Raw genomic sequence first — 16,631 nt, 5'->3', positions numbered from 1 at the left:
AGCACCATGCAGCAGAGTATCGTATTCGCAAACAGTGATCGGTTGCGTTCGCCCGCCGGTCATTATTCCCACACCTGTACCGCCGCCGGCCTCGTGTTCGTGTCCGGGCAGCTTCCGGTCGACGCGAAAGGCAAGCCCTTGAGCGACCAGCCGTTCGAGCGGCAGGCCGAACAGGTGCTCGCCAATGTCGATGCCTGCCTGGAAGCTGCCGGGACCGACCGCAGCCGGCTGCTTCAGGTGCGCATCTTTGTGACCGACATGAATTTCTGGCCGGCCTTCAACCAGATCTATGCCGACTGGATCGGCGACGTCCGGCCAGCGAGGCTGGTTGCGGGCGTGGCGTCCCTGCATTTCGGACTGCTGCTGGAAATCGAAGCCGTCGCGCTCGCGCCGGCCTGAACGGCAATCCTTCACGACAATTGACCGGCGAAAGAATGACATACGCTCTCAAGATCAATGGCACACGGCACACCGTGGATGTCGACGGCGATACACCCCTGCTGTGGGTGCTTCGCGATGTCCTCAAGATGACCGGGACGAAATTCGGATGCGGGATGGCGCTGTGCGGCGCGTGCACGGTTCACATCGATGGAGTCGCGACCCGCTCCTGCATCACCACCGTCGACAGTATCGGCGACTCCGCGGTGACGACCATCGAAGCCGTGGGCCTCACCGCTGACGGCCGCAAGGTCCAGGAAGCCTGGCTCGACCTCGACGTGGTCCAGTGCGGCTATTGCCAGTCGGGGCAGATCATGTCCGCCGCGGCGCTGCTGGCCAGCACGCCGCATCCGACCGACGCGGAGATCAACGACGCAATGTCCGGCAATGTCTGCCGATGCGGCACCTACAATCGTATTCGTGATGCCATCAAGCAGGCGGCGGAAGGAAAGCAGCCATGATGGAATTGGATACCGAGATATTGCCGCGGCCGGTGGCGCGCCGCTATCTGGCGCAGCTCTCGCGCCGAAGCCTGCTCAAGGTCGGAGCAAGCGCGCTGGGTGGTCTTGCCCTGACGGTCGCGCTGCCGTCCCCGTCGCAGGCCGCAGGCGAGGAGAGCGCGCCGGCTCTCAACGCGTTCGTCCGCATCGAGCCAGATGGGCGCGTACACCTCACCATCCCCAGCGTCGAGATGGGGCAGGGGATCTACACCGCGATGTCGATGCTGCTGGCCGAGGAGCTCGAGGTCGGCCTCGATGCGGTCACGGTCGAACATGCGCCGCCCAACGATGCGCTCTACGCCAATCCGATTCCGATCCTGCGCCAACAAACCACCGGTGCGTCGGCCTCCATTCGCGGCTTCTGGCGGCCGCTGAGGCTGGCGGGTGCTGCGGCGCGCCTGATGCTGGTCGCAGCAGCGGCGAAACAGTGGAACGTGGCCGCGTCCGCCTGCACCGTGAAGAACGGCGTCGTCTTCGATCCCTCGGGAACGAAGTCGCTGCCCTATCCTGATCTGCTGCGGTCTGCGGCCTCCGAGAAGCCGCCGGCGCCGGATCAGATCAAGCTCAAGTCGCCCGACCAGTTCAAGTTGATCGGAAAGTCGCCAAAGCGGATCGAGGCTTCGGACAAGGTCTCCGGTCGAACCCAGTTCGGCATCGACGTCATGCCGCCCGGCCTGAAAGTTGCCGCGCTCGCGATTTCGCCCGTGATGGGCGGTCGGCCCAAGGACATGAACAAGGCGGCCGCGCTCGCGACGAAGGGCGTACGCCAGGTCGTCACGATCGACCGGGCGGTGGCCATCGTTGCCGACCACACGGGTGCGGCGAAGAAAGGCTTGGCGGCTGCTGCGATCGCGTGGGACGATGGCCCCAATGCATCCGTCGACAGCAAGATGATTGTCGAGCAGCTCAAACGGGTGTCCGAGAGTCCCGGCGCCGTGGCGCGGAGCGAGGGGCATTTCGACGCGGCGTTCGCCGCTGCCGCGAAGCGCATCGAGGCGACTTACGAGCTTCCGTTCCTGGCACATGCGGCCATGGAGCCCATGAACTGCACCGTGCATGTCCGCAAGGACTCCTGCGAGATCTGGGTCGGCACGCAAATCCCGACCGTCACGCAAGCCGTGGTCGCCTCCCTGCTCGGCATTCCCAAGGACGCCGTGGTCATTCACAACCAGTATATCGGCGGCGGCTTTGGCCGCCGGCTCGAGCCGGATGGCACGCTGCTCGCCGTTGAGATCGGCAAGCAGGTCGACGGTCCCGTCAAAGTGATCTGGAGTCGCGAAGAGGATATCCAGCACGACATCTATCGTCCCTATTACTATGATCGGATCTCGGCCGGGCTCGATGCCGCGGGACAGCCGGTCGCCTGGCATCATCGGGTGTGCGGCTCTTCGATCATCGCGCGCGCCGTGCCTGCGCTGTTCAAGGACGGTCTCGATTTCGACGCCGTCGAGGGTGCCGCCGAACCGCCTTATGCCCTGCCCAACATCCTGGTCGACTATGTCCGCGCCGAACCGCCCGGCGTCACAACCGGGTTCTGGCGTGGCGTGGGACCGGCGCACAATGTCTTCGTCGTCGAGAGTTTTGTGGATGAACTCGCGGCTGCGGCGGGCAAGGATTCCGTCGACTACCGCAGGGCTCTTCTCGGGCACAATCCTCGCGCGCTCGCCGTCCTGAATCTCGCGGCGGAGAAGGCCGGTTGGGGCAAGCCGATGCCCGCTGGAAAGGGCCGCGGCGTCGCCGTCCAGTTCGCGTTCGGGAGCTATATGTCGCTCGTGGTCGACGTCGCCGTCGGCGACAAGGGCACCGTCAAGGTGGAGCGTGTCGTCTGCGCGGTGGATTGCGGCTTACCGGTCAATCCGCTGATGATCGACGCTCAGGTGCAGAGCGGGACGATCTTCGGCCTGACCGCGGCGCTGCGCGGGGCCATCACGTTCAAGGGCGGGCGCGTCGAGCAATCCAACTTCGACAACTATTTGCCGATGCGCATCGAGGAAACCCCGCGCATCGAGACCTACATCATGCCGAGTACCGCCGAACCCGGCGGCCTCGGCGAGGCGGCGACCGCTATTGTAGCGCCGGCGCTGACGAATGCGATCTTCGCGGCAAGCGGACGGCGCGTCAGACGTTTGCCGATCGAAACCACATGAGGCGAGGGCGACCAGCGCCAGCTATCTCCTTCTGCGCTGTGTGCGTGTCAGGTGGGGCGGCGCGCGCGCTTTTCCTTTGCACCGGGCTTCGCGGTCGCCCGGCCTTTGCCAGGCGCCGCGGTGGATGCCTTGGCCGTGCCATCCTCGCCGGCCGCTTCGTCGTCGATCGGCTCGAGCGTCGTCAGGACATCGCGCAGGAGATGTGCGAGAGTCTGCCGCTGCCGGTCGTCGAGACATTCAAGCAGCTGCCGGGCTGCCGCGAAGTGCGGCTGGATCACTTGGTCGGCCAAGGCGATCCCTTTCGGCGTGAGCTCGACCAGAACCGAACGGCGATCGTCCGGCGCGGGACGCCGGACGATCAGGCCGGCGCGCTCGACGCGGTCGAGCCGGTTTGTCATGGCGCCCGAGGTCAAAAGACAGGCCTCGCTGAGCTCCGTCGGCCGCATGCGATAGGGCGCGCCGCGCCGGCGCAGCGACACGATCACGTCGAACGTCTCCCAATTCAATCCGTGAGGCTGGAGCCACAGCTCGTACTGGCGGCGCAGATGCTCGCTGATGCGCCAGATCCGGCCGACGGTCTCGAGATGCGACACGTCGAGGTTCGGCAACTGTCGCGCCCATTCGCCGGCGAATTTGTCGATTGCGTCCCGCTTCACGTCCGATATTCCTTCATATAAAGTATCTTGATATAAAGTATCTTTATGTGATACTTCTTATCCAAGTCATAAAGCAACTGGCCGATGCGCTCAACAGGAGCGCTGCACAACAAGGAGGAAAACGTGATGCTCACGAGGCGCTCCACCATTCTCGGCCTGCTCGGCGCGGCCGCCATCCGCCCATCGCGCGCTTTCGCGCAAGGCAGCGCGGCACCCATCAAGATCCGCGTCGCTTCGGTTATCTCGTCGGCCTGGCTTCCGCTCTGGGTCGCGAAGGACAAGGGCCTCTTCCTGGAAAAGGGGCTCGACGTCGAGATCATGACCGTCCAGAACCTCTCCACGACGATCGGCGCGCTCGGCCGTCAGCTCGACATTTCGGGAGCCACCGCGATCGATATCATCAAGGCGGCAGCGGGCGGCCTCGATGTCGCCGGCGTGTGCGGCAACACGCTGGAGACGGCGGCCAACCGGCAGATGCGCCTCATCGCCGGCAGTCAATCAGGCATCACCTCGATCGCCCAGCTGACCGGAAAGACGATCGGCACGCCGTCGATCAACGGTGTCGTCCATATCGCGACCCTGCTTGCGCTCAAGCGGGGCGGGGTGGATCCGAAAAGCGTCCGCTTCGTCGAGATGATGTTCCCCAACATGGTGGACCAGCTCAAGGCGCAGCGCGTCGACGCGGTCGAGGAGGTCGAGCCGTTCGTCAGCGCGCTCAACAAGGCGGGCCAGATCGACCTCGGCGATCCCATGCTCCAGGTCGGCGATCCCGTGACGCTGACCTGCTGGATGGCGAACGGCACCTGGGCGCGCGCCAATCCCGAGGCGATCACGCGCTTCGTCGCCGCGCTCGAGGAGGCGCGCGCCTATATCGCAGGCTATGAGGTCGAAGCGCGCGAGATCCTCGCCAAATGGACCCATCTGCCGAATGAGGTGATCGAAAGCATCGTGCTGCCGACATACAGTACGGCTTTGACGGCACGGCACATCTCGGCGTGGATCGAGGCGATGCGGGAGACCGGGCAACTCTCCGCCGAGCTGAACCCATCCAACCTCGTGCTGAAGTGACCCGGGACGACTGGCAGCGATCATGACAACCCAATCCAGTTTCCAGTGCGAGCGCCTTTGCATCGATCTGCCGGGCGCGCCGGGCGTTCGCCGCATCATCGAAGATCTCGACCTCGAGGTCAGGCGCGGCGAGTTCGTCTCGATCCTCGGCGGCTCCGGCACCGGAAAGACCACCCTGCTGCGGACGCTGGCCGGGCTGACACCCTACAGTTCTGGCCGCGCCGTCTACGAGGGACGCGAGGTTCATTCCCCGGCGCCCGGCATGGCCATGGTGTTCCAGGACTACGGGCACGCTCTGCTGATGTGGCGCACCGTGCGAAGGAACGTCGCGCTCGGTGTGGAAGGTCGCCTGCGCAACGCCGAGCTCGACAACAAGGTTCAGAACGCTATCCGCATGGTCGGCCTCGAGCGCTTCAGGGATGAATATCCGTGGCGACTGTCGGGCGGCATGCAGCAGCGGGTGCAGATCGCCCGGGCGCTCGCCATGGAGCCGAGCGCTCTGTTGATGGACGAGCCGTTCGGCGCGCTCGACGCCATGACGAAGGCCTCGCTCCAGGACCAGCTTCTGGCGGTCCAGGCCGAGACCGGCGCGACCGTGCTCTTTGTCACCCACGACATCGAGGAGGCGATCTATCTCAGCGATACGATCATTCTCCTGAAGGGCAGTCCGGCCCACATCGCGCGCCGCATCAGCGTCGACCTGCCGCGGCCGCGCGATCAGATCGCGACCAAGGAGCTTCCCGAATATCTGCGACTGCGTCATCAGCTCTACGAGGCGTTTCGCCATGAGATCCATGCTTAGACGCTTAGGCGGCGCGCTCAACGCGCCGGCGCTCGCGACCGCTCTGGTCCTTCTCCTCGCGTGGGAGGTCGGCGTCAGGACGGCTGCGACCCGCTTCGAATTCCTTCCGGCTCCGACGGAGATCTGGCAGGCACTCTACGGCGCGATCCGGTCCGGCCAGATCATCGCCGATTCCGCACACACGGTCGCCTGCGCCGTGGCCGGATGGGCGATTGCGAGCGTGCTTGGTGCGGCTATCGGGCTCGCGCTCGCGTTCTCGCCGATCATGCATCGCTTCTTCAGCGCGTCGCTCGAGCTGCTCCGGCCCTTGCCCGCCGTTGCGTTTGTTCCGGTTGCGGTGCTGCTGTTCGGCTTCACCGTCACCACGGAAATCACTGTGATCGTCTTCGCCAGCGTGTGGCCGGTCATCGTCAACACCGTCGCAGCGGCGAAGGCCATCCACCCGAGGCTGCTCGATACGGCCGCGACGCTGCATCTGTCGCGAACAGAGCGGCTCGGCAAGCTCATCGTTCCCGCGGTGTTGCCATCGACCATGGTCGGCGCCCGTGTTGCTCTCGGTCTCGCACTCGTCGTCGCTGTCATCGCGGAGATGGTCGGCAATCCGGCCGGGCTGGGCTGGGGGCTGGTGACGGCGCAGGAAGCTCTCCAGCCCGGCCTGATGTTCGGCTATCTCGTCGCGACCGGTGCGCTCGGCGTTCTCCTCAACGCGTGCCTGCGAGTGACATTCGCGCAGCTGTTCCCCGGCATTCGGGAGCTTCAGCAATCATGACCGCAACGAACGCGCCCACACAGACCGTCGGCGGTGGCAGGGGACGCCGCTGGGCCTTCCATACGGCCGGCAACGCCTGGTCGGCGCTGCAAGGACTGCTGCCGCTGATCGCCTTGCTGCTGCTCTGGCAGGTGCTGGGCGATCCACGCTCGCCTTATTTTCCGCCGCCGTCGACATGGGCGGCCGCCCTGATCGACAGGACGAGCGCGGGAGATCTTCTCCCCGCGGTGCTGGTGACGTTCCAGTCGGTCGCTGCGGCCCTTGTGCTTGCCACGGCACTGGGCGTCGGCATCGGCGGGTTGATCGGCGCCTCTCCGGGGCTGGCGCGCTGTCTCGGGCCGACGCTGGAATTTTTGCGCACCTTGCCGCCCCCAACCATCGTTCCGGTGGCGGCCCTGATCATCGGCGTCGATGAAAAGATGAAGCTTTTCGTGATCGTGTTCGCGGCGATCTGGCCCGTTTTGCTCAACACCACCTCGGGCGTGCGGTCGCTGCATCCCACGCTGCTCGAGGCAGCGCGATCCCTGCAGCTCGGCGCGATCGCGCGGGTGACCAAGATTTTCCTCCCCGCCCTGCTGCCGTCGATCCTGACGGGCGTGCGCGTCGCCGCGCCGCTGGCGATCATCGTATCGCTGCTTACGGAGATGCTGACGCTGATGCCGGGGCTCGGCGCGCTGCTCCTGATGGCGCAGCGCAATTTCAACGCGGCCGAGGTCTTCGGCCTGCTGGCCGTCGTCGGCTCGTTCGGCTTCGTCATCAACGCGGCGCTTGCCGCTTTCGAATCCTGGGCGTTGATGCCTCAGGGCCGGTCTTAAAGGGAACAGATCATGTCCATCGACCTCGAACGGAAGGGGGCGGTCGCTCTCGTCACGATCAACCGGCCCGACGCCATGAACGCGCTCGATGTCGAGCACGATCGCGCGCTTGCCGAGGTCTGGAAAGAGTACGAGGCGGACCCGGATTTGCTGGTCGCTGTCCTGACCGGTGCGGGCGGTCGTGCGTTCTGTTCCGGCGGCGATCTGAAGACGTATATGCCCTGGCGCCGCGAGCACGCTCTGACTGGCTCCGAAAGCGCCATCAGCTTCGGCGGCATGACACTGGTCGGCGAGATCACCAAGCCGCTCATCGCTGCGATCCAGGGCCATTGCATCGCCGGCGGCCTTGAACTGGCGATGGCGTGCGACATTCGCATCTGTACGCCAGACTCGCGGTTTGGCTTGGCTGAGGTGCGGTGGGGTGTGCTGCCGGGCGGCGGTGGCACCCAGCGGCTTCCGCGGCTCGTTCCGATGGGCTGCGCCCTGGAAATGATCCTGACCGGCGAGCCGATCGATGCGCCGCGCGCCGAGCGGATCGGCCTCGTGAACCGCGTGGTCGCGGCCGAAGCGCTGCTCGATACCGCCTTCGCGATAGCCAAGCGCATCGCGGCGAACGGGCCGCTCGCAGTCAAGGCCGCGAAACGCGCCGTCCAATACGGATTGGACGGCTCGTTGAAAGAGGGGCTGGCTCTGGAAGGCGCGTTGCAAAAGCAATTGCTTCAATCGGCCGATGCGGAGGAGGGGCTTCGCGCCTTCGCCGAACGGCGGCCTCCGGCTTTTGCGACCGCCGCTGCCACACCCGCCGAAAAGTAAACGACCACAGAGGAAACGTTCAGTCTCATGTCGACGTCACAAGAAAACAGACCGCGGTTATCGCCGGCCCGCCGCGTCCCGCTCGGGTCGAATGGTGAACTGCTGTTCCTGTCGGGAAGCCTTTGCGTCGACGAGGACGCACGCGACAACATCGAACTCCAGACCCGCCGCATCTTCGAGCGCATCGCGCGTGTGCTAGGCAAACACGGCGCCTCGCTGTCGGATATCGTGAAGACCACGGCATTTCTAGCGGATTTGGCCGATTACGACGGTTTCAACCGGGTTCGCGTCCAGATGTTCGAGGACTGCAAGGAGCCCCCGGCCAGCACTGCCGTTGGAGCAGGGTCACTCCTTGGCATCGGGACGCGGGTGGAGATCGAGGCCGTGGCTTTGGTGCCTTCGCGCTAAGGTATCGATGCGGCCTCAGCGTATCCACTGAGGCCGTTTTCTTGTTTTGCGTCGAAGCGAATCAGTCGATCATCGGCTGAGCGCTTCCTATCGAATGGTCTGCGGTGCAACTCCGGACCCCCGGGCGGAACGGTCTACTTGGAGCGAACTGTAGCGAGCCTTGCCAGCGCCTCACCGACGCCGGCCCCGTAGTCAGGATCCGCCTTGGCGCAATTGACGATATGACGCTCTTGGATATGGACCGCCGCCCCGCCGACAGCTCGTGCCGTGTTCTCGAACAGCACCTGGCGCTGGGCTGGGCTCATCTTGCGGAATAGATCGCCCGGTTGCTGATAATGGTCGTCGTCGACGCGATGATCCCAATGGGCTGCGGCGCCGTCGATCTCCAGCGGCGGTTCGTTGAGATCGGGCTGGTCGGCCCACTCGCCGCGGCTGTTCGGGAAATAGGTCGGCGTTCCCCCCAGATTGCCATCCGTCCGCATCGCGCCGTCGCGATGGTAGCTGTGATACGGGCATTTCGGCGCGTTGACCGGAATCAGATGGTGGTTGACGCCGAGGCGGTAGCGCGCCGCGTCGCCATAGGAGAACAGCCGCGCCTGCAGCATCTTGTCGGGCGAAAAGCTGATGCCGGGCACGACATGGGCCGGCGAGAACGACGCCTGCTCGACCTCGGCAAACACGTTCTCTGGATTGCGATTCAGTTCGAAATATCCGACCTCGATCAGCGGAAAGGCGGCCTTCGGCCAGACCTTGGTGAGGTCGAACGGGTTGAAGGCAAATGCCTTGGCCTGATCGTCGGTCATCACCTGCACGAACAGCGTCCAGCGCGGGAAGTCGCCGCGCTCGATGCTCTCGAACAGATCGCGCTGGTGCGTCTCGCGATCCTTGCCGATCAGCGCTTCCGCCTCGGCATCGCTCAGATTTTCGATGCCTTGCTGGGTGCGGAAATGAAACTTCACCCAGGTCCGTTCATTGGCAGCGTTGATGAAGCTGTAGGTATGGCTGCTGAAGCCGTGCATGTGGCGGAAGCTTTTGGGGATGCCGCGCTCGCTCATCACGATTGTGACCTGATGCAGCGCTTCCGGCAGCAGCGTCCAGAAATCCCAATTGTTGTCGGCGCTGCGCATCCCCGTGCGCGGGTCGCGCTTGATCGCGTGATTGAGGTCGGGAAAGCGCAAGGGATCGCGGAAGAAGAACACGGGCGTGTTGTTGCCCACCATGTCCCAATTGCCTTCCTCGGTGTAGAATTTCAGCGCAAAGCCGCGAATGTCGCGCTCGGCATCGGCCGCTCCGCGCTCGCCGGCCACGGTCGAAAAGCGCGCGAACATCGGCGTCTGCTTGCCAATATCAGCGAAGATCTTCGCCTTGGTATAGCCCGAGATGTCGTGGGTCACCGTGAATGTGCCGAAGGCGCCGGATCCCTTGGCGTGCATGCGTCGTTCGGGAATCACCTCGCGGTCGAAATGAGCCAGCTTCTCGATCAGCCAGACATCCTGCAACAGCGCAGGGCCGCGGCGGCCGGCGGTCATGATGTTGAGATTGTCGCTGACGGGTGCGCCCGTCGCATGGGTCAAACGTTTCGATTCGGTCATGGGTCGTCCTCATATCTGGGGTCGTTGCCGGCTGTGGCTCTGTGGATCACACGTGTCCACGTCGCGATTTCTAGATCGCACGACGTTTCTGCGAATGCCGGTCAGCCGTGCCAATGCGAGCCGCGGATGACGCTGCAGAAATTGCCGCGATGGAAATGCGGCTCCTTGTCGGCGATGACATCGGCCTTGACGTTGCCGAACGTGGTATGCGGCCGGTGCTTGATGCCGTCGTAGAAGGCCTGGATGATGTCTTCCTTGAACTGCGGCGTGCGCGGAAACGCCTTCACGACCGCCTCGCGCTCCGCGTCGGAATATTCGCCGTAGGTGAGCCCGAGCACGTCCATTTCGACGCCGGCCGTCACCAGCGCCACAACAGGGTGCATGTGCTGGGGGACGCCGGGCGTGGTGTGCAGCGCGATCGCGGTCCAGACCGTGTAGGCGTCGGCCTCGGAAATGCCGTGGCTGCGCAGGAAGTCGCGCGCGGCATGCGCGCCGTCGACTTCGAACCGCTCGTGCTGGCTGCCATGACCCGGCATCAGGCCGATGTCGTGAAACATCGCGCCGGCGTAGAGCAGTTCGCGATCGAATGTCAGCCCGCGCCGGACGCCGGCCATCGCGCCGAACTGGTAGACGCGGCTGGAATGATTGAAGAGCAGGTTCGTCTCGGTATCGCGGATGTACTCGGTGATGGCGCGCGCCAGCTTGCTGTCGGGAATGGCGGCGGCTTCGGTGATGGCGGACATGTGCGGCTCCTTTAGTTTCCGTCGCGCACATCGTAGATCCGGGCTATGTTGTCTTAAATAAACGTAATACGTCTAAAACGGACAAATCCGGATCGGGACGGACATGGGCGCGAAGCCGAAATCGAAGACTGTTGTGATCATGGCGCTGCCAGGGGTGCAGCTGCTCGATGTCGCCGGCCCCCTTGACGTGTTTGCCGAGGCGAATGTGCAGGCTGGCTATCCCGCCTATGCGCTGTTCGTGGCGGGCGCGGAGCCGGGGCCGGTGCGCAGTTCCTCGGGCGTCCGGCTGATGCCTGATCGCATCGTTGACCGTGATTTCCAGGAGCCGATCGACACCTTGCTGGTGGCGGGATGCCCGAACGCGGCCGAGGTCCCGGCGTCCGGCAGCGTGGTCGACTGGCTGCGGCGGCGGGCTTCGCGGACACGCCGATTCGGTTCGGTCTGCAGCGGCGCGTTCTTCCTTGCCGCCGCCGGTCTTCTCGATGGCAAGCGAGTGACGACGCATTGGGCGGTCGCGGACACGCTGGCGCGGAAATTCCCGTCGGTCACGGTCGACAAGGACGCCCTTTACGTCACCGACGGCAAGCTCCGCACCGCTGCGGGCGTCACCGCGGGGCTGGATCTCGCGCTGGCGCTGGTTGAGGAGGACCTCGGGCGCGACACCGCCATGAAGGTCGCAAGCCAGCTCGTGATGTTCTTCAAGCGTCCCGGCGGACAGATGCAGTTCACCCGCAAGGGCGAGACCGTTCCCGCCGGCCGCGCCGCGTTGCAGGAGCTGCAGCGTTGGGTCGCCGCCAATCCGGGGCTCGATCACAGCGTGGCCAGCCTGGCGGCGCGCATGGAGCTCAGCCCGAGGCACTTTGCCCGGCTGTTCCGCGCCGAGGTCGGGGTCACGCCGGCGACCTGGGTCGAGGAAGCTCGCGTCAATGCGGCGCGGGGGCTTCTCGAGTTCGGTAACGAAGCCCCCAAGCAGGTGGCGCTCCGTTGCGGCTTTGCCGACGCCGATACGCTGCGCCGCGCTTTCGCTCGCCATGTCGGAGTGACGCCGGCGGAGTACCGTAAACGATTTGCAAGAGTCGCTAACAATGCGTTGTAAAGGGTTGCGGATGAGTTCAGGAAGTCAGTGCAAAGAACCTCGTATGTTTCGCAGGGCCTTACCGCGACCGACAGGTACGTGTGGGTCTCGGGTCGTACAATTGCTTGAATACGTAGGTCTCCTTGAACGCGTTCAGCCGTCTTGCCATGAGGGATCTGAGATTGCCTCGCGCGTACTGAACTGGCGTATCGCCCAGTCGAGGAACAGGCGGACGCGCGGCGACAGCTGCCTGCTTGTCGGATAAAGCACCGAGACCGGGACGGCGAGCGGCGGGAAATCCGCGAGTATCTGGACGAGCCTCCCTGCCGCGAGATCCTGCTCGATGTGGAAGACCGGCATCTGGGCCAGTCCAAGACCCAGGAGCACGCCTTCGCGAAAACTCTCGGTCCCGGTCACGGAGAACGGGGATGCGATGTCCATCCGCCGCATCTCGCCATCAAAGGTGAACTCGAACGGCGTCAGGCTTCCGGTGGTGAGCGAGCGTATACCGACAGCGCGATGGTTTTTTATCTCGTCCGGATGCTTAGGGACACCGTATCGCTCAAGGTACAACGGTGCGGCGCAGGTGACCCGTCGGAGCGTGGCTACGGACCTTGCGACCAGATCGCTGTCAGGAAGCGCGCCATAGCGCAGCACGCAATCCACGCCCTCGCGCACCACGTCTACCCAGCGGTCGCTTTCGCTCATAGCGATTTCGATGTCCGGATAGCGCTTGAAGAACTCAGGTAGCGCCGGCAGAAGGAAATGCCTCGCGAGCGTGCCCTGCACCTCGACGCGTATCAGTCCGCGCGGATCTGTGCCGCGGAATGCGCCGTCAGCGTTCTCGATATCGTCGAGGATGGCTTTGCACCGCTGATAGTAGGCCTCCCCGTCGAGGGTCGGCCGGACCGTGCGGGTGGTTCGCTGGAGAAGCCGGGCTCCTAAGCGGTCCTCAAGTTGTTGGATCACCTGGGTGGCAGTCGAGCGGGGAACGGTGAGGTCCTGGGCCGCTTGCGTGAAACTCCGGCGCTCTACCACCCGCGTGAACAGCCGCATCGCCTCAAAACGGTCCATAGCCGACCTTTAACGCTATTGTTCGTCTATATGGAACAGTGATGTTGAATAGCGGATGATTATCCGGACGTTAAGGGAGGGCCATCTTCGGACTGCGTAATGAAACGCAGTCACAAGGAGACACTTCATGACCGAGACCAAGAAAGTTGCCCTCATAACAGGCGCTTCCCGGGGCATCGGCGCGGCGACCGCGCAGCGCCTTTCCAAGGATGGCTTCACCGTCGTCATCAACTACGCCGGCAATGTCGCCGAAGCCGAAAAGCTTGCCGCAGCTATCGAAGGTGACGGAGGCAAGGCGCTCGCGGCTCAGGCCGATGTCAGCGATCCGAAGGCCGTCGCCCGCATGTGGGACGCGGCTGAGGCTGTTTTCGGAGGCGTCGACGTGCTGGTGAATAATGCCGGCATCATGAGGCTGGCGAAAATTGCCGATGGCGACGACGCGCTGATCGACAGCCAGATCGCCATCAACCTGAGGGGCAGCCTTTACATGATGCGCGAGGCGGCGAAGCGTCTTCGCGATGGCGGTCGGATCATCAACTTTTCGACCAGCGACGCCGCCTGTCGAATTCTTTCTTGGTCCTCACCCAACGTGTTTGGCCCCGGTTGAGTCACAGCTCTTCGGCGAGCCCCGTGACCAAGCCAATTGCTCAGAGCTTCCTGTTCCGTAAGCGACTTACCGAGTGCCGAAAACACGACGGTACTGATAGCTTGTTGTTGGCTGCGCAGGTGGTCTTCAACCAGCTTGTGTCGAGTGACATAGCCTGCGTTCACACCAGGGATCGAATGGTTCATTAGGAGCTTGGCATCGAATTCGGAAACGCCCGCAGCGGTGGCAATCGTCCGAAATGTTTGACGAAGGTCATTGCCCCATTTTGGTAAGATATCTCGATCCTCCTTTGTTTCCGCTAAGTGTCCTGAGGCGCTCTCAGCTGGGAATAACCATTCTTGCGCCTGAGACGGATGCATTTGCCTGCCGAAACGAAGCACCCGAATGAGGCTCCGGATCATTTCCCGAGACAGCGGGATATCGAACGCTCGCTTACTGCCTCCCTTGGGCTTTGGGATGTGGAGCGTTCGCCGTCGAAAATTGATGTGTTCAGGTCTGGCCTGCTGCAGCGCGGTGGGCCTAGAACCACACAGCAATATGAAAAGATGGAATTCGCGCCGGATTGGATTATCTACGTTGGCCAGCTTAAGAAACCATCCTTTCAAATCGCCGGTGCCCATACCAGTATTCCTGCGCTTCTCCTGATTCCAATCGACAGCATCTGCGGGATTGTCACGCGGCAGCGATCGATTGGTCTTCCGAGCATGATTGTAGATGGCCCGCAGCGTCCGCATGCTGCCATTCGCCATGTAGCAACCGTTCTCCTTGGTAAGTTGATCATGCTTTTCCGCGACGCGAGCGGGATCATTCGCGAGATCGAGCAAAGGGGTGTCAAGCCATTCCGAAAAGAGACGTTCGACGTGATCGCGATAGCCGCTTATAGTTTTGTCGCTGCGACCTTTTCGGATCAAGTGGGCTTCCAGATAGCGTTGCCAGGCCTGCTTCAGGGTAGCGGCTACAGCACTATTCCCATCGGTCTCGGCCTGTTCGGCCTTTCCGTCTTGCCTCGCTTTCGGGTGGTGCCCTTTGCTGATCTGGGCAAGATATTCCTTGGCAATCGCGCGGGCCGCTCGTGTAGTCAACTTGCTGGCATCTCCAATCGACACTCTGATGGATGAGGCACGCTTTCCTCGCTGTCTAAGATCACCTTGAACAGTGAAGGTCCTTTTTCGCTTCCCCACGACCACGAAGAAGCCTTCAACTCAGTGTCGCGAGCCAGATACCAGCCATCTTCAGGAGTCGGTAGCTGAGCGATGGCTTTGTCGCTGAGAGCAATGCGAATGTCGGTCATGAGGGCGGACGTGAACTGCTAAAACGGTTTTCAAACGGTTTTGGCGAGCCGAGGTGTTTGAAGGTCTGGGCTCTCTAGACTACGAAGCTATGCGACAAGTCCCTATAAATAAAAGACCTTTTTGGATGTTGTCGTAGTGTGGCGCAGATTCAGAAATCGTAGAGAGGCGCCGGTTTTGAACTCTTAATCAGCGGGTCCCAGGTTCGAGCCCTGGTGCGCCCACCAAATCAACGACTTAGCCGTCCAAACCGTCTGAGCATCTGATCTGTCAAACGGTCGTTTTTGGCCCCAGCAATCGCCACTGCATTGATAATGCGAAGGCCGGCGTCGCACTACAGCCCAGCAGTTCGTTGTGCGGGTGAGGTGCAGACTGGCTCAGCAGACGCCGACCAGAATGGTGCTCCGATTTACCCAATGATGGATTGGAACGAGACTTCAAGTTTTTCAATCGGTTAGAAGGCGGCGTGTGCACGACGTGTGCACCGGGAGATCAAGAAAAGTCTATCGAGAGCAAGTGCGGATCATTTCTCTTAAGTGATGCCCATGCAAGTTTGGACTTGTTGGAGAGGCGGGCTCGCAAGCGGCCACTCGATGCAAGCCCGCTCGATCAGCTTCTCGAAATTAGCTTTCGCAATTTGAATTCCCGAGTAGCAGAAGCGCTCGGGGGATGACGGCTGAGTAGCTCGGTTGAAACACTAGGTCGAAGCCCCGAATAGTCTTCGCACGGCTGGCAGCCATTCGCCCGTCATCGTGAACTCGAGCCCAAGGCGCGCGCCGCAGGCGATGGCAAGCATCGCTATCGGAGCCGATACGGCAAGCGTCGAGAATGCGCTCAGGCCCTGACCGATGGTGCAGCCCATCGACATGATGCCGCCGACGCCCATCAAGAGCGCGCCGATCATGTGACGTTTCAATTCGCGGGCGTCGTCGCAGGCCTCCCAGCGGAAGCCGCGCGCGAGCATCGCGGCGGCAAACGAGCCTGTGACCACGCCCGCCACAGAGCCGATGCCGAAGTTCAGCCGTGCGCCGGAGAAGGTTGCGATGTAGAGGATGGTGTCGCCGAGCGGGGCCACAAAGGTGAGGGAAGAGACCCGCACGGGATCGAACTCGTCGTCTGCAAGCCATCCGGTCGCGAACCAGCCGAACGCGATCGCGGCGCCGACGGCAAGACCGGAGGCCAGCAGTCGCGGCGACCGGATCAGCCTGCCGTCCGCAAGCGCCCAAAAGGCGAGTGCGGCGGCAATTGTCACGACGAGAATCGCGCGTGCCGTGCTGCCTGCGCCGAGCAGCGATGTCAGGGTCTGGTTGCTACCCTCTGCAAGCTGCAGGGACAGTGGCTCGATCAACGCCACGCGCAGTATGCCGGTAATGCCGCGCATGGTCGCGAGCGCGGACAGGCCGAGCACGAGAAAGACCACGATGGCGCGCAGATCGCCGCCGCCGACGCGCACCAGCGTGCCGAAGCCGCAAGTGCCGACGAGCGCCATGCCGACGCCGAACATCAGTCCGCCGATGATCACACCGCCAAGCCCGATCGATGCGGTGAGATAGATCGATCGCGACAGGTCAACGATGCCGAAAGCTGCGAGCGCCTGCGTCACCAGCAGCGCCACGGCCGCAGCGAGCGCAAAGGATTTCAGGCGACGATGATCCGATCCGAAGAACGCGTCCTCAAGCATCGCGAGCGTGCAGAAACGGCCCGCTCGGCCGGCAATACCGAGGACGGCGCCGGCGGCAAACCCGCATGCGAATGCTATGGTCGAGGGATTGAGCATTCCTCCCGCAAGATGTTTGTTCTGCCTCTTTGGGTAGTTTGCGCCGGAGGGTTGCGAA

General features: G+C 63.2%; 15 protein-coding genes and 2 pseudogenes. 11 read left to right on the top strand and 6 right to left on the bottom strand.

Annotated features, from left to right (window positions below; genetic code table 11):
- Nucleotides 1–6 precede the first annotated feature (6 nt).
- The 3 genes from ACFDR6_RS33330 to ACFDR6_RS33320 are packed head-to-tail and all read left to right on the top strand — an operon-like array spanning nt 7 to nt 3,085.
- Nucleotides 7–399 carry a RidA family protein gene (locus ACFDR6_RS33330; RefSeq protein WP_375860938.1) on the top strand — a complete coding sequence of 131 codons (393 nt, stop codon included), beginning with the start codon at nt 7–9 and terminating at the stop codon, nt 397–399.
- Between the two features lie 35 nt (nt 400–434).
- Nucleotides 435–899 carry a (2Fe-2S)-binding protein gene (locus ACFDR6_RS33325; protein ID WP_375860937.1) on the top strand — a complete coding sequence of 155 codons (465 nt, stop codon included), beginning with the start codon at nt 435–437 and terminating at the stop codon, nt 897–899.
- Nucleotides 896–3,085: a xanthine dehydrogenase family protein molybdopterin-binding subunit gene (locus tag ACFDR6_RS33320; RefSeq protein WP_375860936.1), complete on the top strand. Its 2,190-nt coding sequence runs from the start codon at nt 896–898 to the stop codon at nt 3,083–3,085. The genes ACFDR6_RS33325 and ACFDR6_RS33320 overlap by 4 nt, the downstream gene beginning before the upstream one ends.
- Before the next feature lie 47 nt (nt 3,086–3,132).
- On the opposite strand, the gene ACFDR6_RS33315 is transcribed toward ACFDR6_RS33320, so the two are convergent.
- The gene (locus ACFDR6_RS33315) at nt 3,133–3,741 is read right to left on the bottom strand and encodes a MarR family winged helix-turn-helix transcriptional regulator (RefSeq protein WP_375860935.1); all 609 of its coding nucleotides are present in this window, start codon (nt 3,739–3,741) and stop codon (nt 3,133–3,135) included.
- Between the two features lie 126 nt (nt 3,742–3,867).
- Here ACFDR6_RS33315 and ACFDR6_RS33310 point away from each other — a divergent pair, with 126 nt between their 5' ends.
- From ACFDR6_RS33310 to ACFDR6_RS33285, 6 genes are read left to right on the top strand one after another with little or no spacing between them, the layout of a single operon-like run.
- Nucleotides 3,868–4,809, top strand: coding sequence for an ABC transporter substrate-binding protein (locus ACFDR6_RS33310; RefSeq protein ID WP_375860977.1), 942 nt, complete (start codon nt 3,868–3,870; stop codon nt 4,807–4,809).
- A 22-nt stretch (nt 4,810–4,831) separates the two neighbouring features.
- Nucleotides 4,832–5,611: an ABC transporter ATP-binding protein gene (locus ACFDR6_RS33305; protein ID WP_375860934.1), complete on the top strand. Its 780-nt coding sequence runs from the start codon at nt 4,832–4,834 to the stop codon at nt 5,609–5,611.
- Nucleotides 5,604–6,380, top strand: coding sequence for an ABC transporter permease (locus tag ACFDR6_RS33300; RefSeq protein ID WP_375860933.1), 777 nt, complete (start codon nt 5,604–5,606; stop codon nt 6,378–6,380). The genes ACFDR6_RS33305 and ACFDR6_RS33300 overlap by 8 nt, the downstream gene beginning before the upstream one ends.
- The gene (locus ACFDR6_RS33295; protein WP_375860932.1) at nt 6,377–7,195 is read left to right on the top strand and encodes an ABC transporter permease; all 819 of its coding nucleotides are present in this window, start codon (nt 6,377–6,379) and stop codon (nt 7,193–7,195) included. Before ACFDR6_RS33300 ends, ACFDR6_RS33295 begins: the two co-directional genes overlap by 4 nt.
- Before the next feature lie 12 nt (nt 7,196–7,207).
- Nucleotides 7,208–8,008, top strand: a complete 801-nt coding sequence (locus tag ACFDR6_RS33290; RefSeq protein ID WP_375860931.1) for an enoyl-CoA hydratase/isomerase family protein — start codon at nt 7,208–7,210, stop codon at nt 8,006–8,008.
- A 27-nt stretch (nt 8,009–8,035) separates the two neighbouring features.
- Entirely contained in the window at nt 8,036–8,416 is a 381-nt protein-coding gene (locus ACFDR6_RS33285) for a RidA family protein (protein WP_375860930.1), read from the top strand.
- Between the two features lie 134 nt (nt 8,417–8,550).
- Here the strand turns inward: ACFDR6_RS33285 and ACFDR6_RS33280 are convergent, their stop codons facing one another.
- Both ACFDR6_RS33280 and ACFDR6_RS33275 read right to left on the bottom strand, forming a co-directional pair.
- Nucleotides 8,551–10,008 carry a catalase gene (locus ACFDR6_RS33280; RefSeq protein WP_375860929.1) on the bottom strand — a complete coding sequence of 486 codons (1,458 nt, stop codon included), beginning with the start codon at nt 10,006–10,008 and terminating at the stop codon, nt 8,551–8,553.
- Nucleotides 10,009–10,109: 101 nt separating this feature from the next.
- Nucleotides 10,110–10,751: an HD domain-containing protein gene (locus tag ACFDR6_RS33275; protein WP_375860928.1), complete on the bottom strand. Its 642-nt coding sequence runs from the start codon at nt 10,749–10,751 to the stop codon at nt 10,110–10,112.
- A gap of 103 nt (nt 10,752–10,854) precedes the next feature.
- On the opposite strand from ACFDR6_RS33275, the gene ACFDR6_RS33270 reads away from it, so the two are divergent.
- Entirely contained in the window at nt 10,855–11,847 is a 993-nt protein-coding gene (locus ACFDR6_RS33270; RefSeq protein ID WP_375860927.1) for a GlxA family transcriptional regulator, read from the top strand.
- Nucleotides 11,848–11,979: 132 nt separating this feature from the next.
- Here the strand turns inward: ACFDR6_RS33270 and ACFDR6_RS33265 are convergent, their stop codons facing one another.
- On the bottom strand, nt 11,980–12,900 hold the full coding sequence (locus ACFDR6_RS33265) for a LysR family transcriptional regulator (RefSeq protein ID WP_375860926.1): 921 nt from the start codon (nt 12,898–12,900) through the stop codon (nt 11,980–11,982).
- Between the two features lie 127 nt (nt 12,901–13,027).
- Here ACFDR6_RS33265 and ACFDR6_RS33260 point away from each other — a divergent pair.
- A pseudogene (locus ACFDR6_RS33260) lies at nt 13,028–13,450 on the top strand (SDR family NAD(P)-dependent oxidoreductase); the annotation flags it as partial.
- Here the strand turns inward: ACFDR6_RS33260 and ACFDR6_RS33255 are convergent.
- Together ACFDR6_RS33255 and ACFDR6_RS33250 are read right to left on the bottom strand one after the other, a co-directional pair.
- Nucleotides 13,384–14,798 (bottom strand): annotated as a pseudogene (locus ACFDR6_RS33255) (tyrosine-type recombinase/integrase). The pseudogenes ACFDR6_RS33260 and ACFDR6_RS33255 sit on opposite strands and share 67 nt — an antisense overlap.
- 695 nt (nt 14,799–15,493) lie before the next feature.
- A complete protein-coding gene (locus ACFDR6_RS33250) occupies nt 15,494–16,573 on the bottom strand; it encodes a YeeE/YedE family protein (RefSeq protein WP_375860925.1) in 1,080 nt (359 codons plus the stop codon).
- Between the last annotated feature and the right edge of the window lie 58 nt (nt 16,574–16,631).

Origin of the sequence: Bradyrhizobium tunisiense (assembly GCF_042263385.1) — a bacterium.
GTDB classification, from domain to species: Bacteria; Pseudomonadota; Alphaproteobacteria; order Rhizobiales; family Xanthobacteraceae; genus Bradyrhizobium; species Bradyrhizobium tunisiense.
This window is presented reverse-complemented; position numbering and strand designations above follow the sequence as displayed.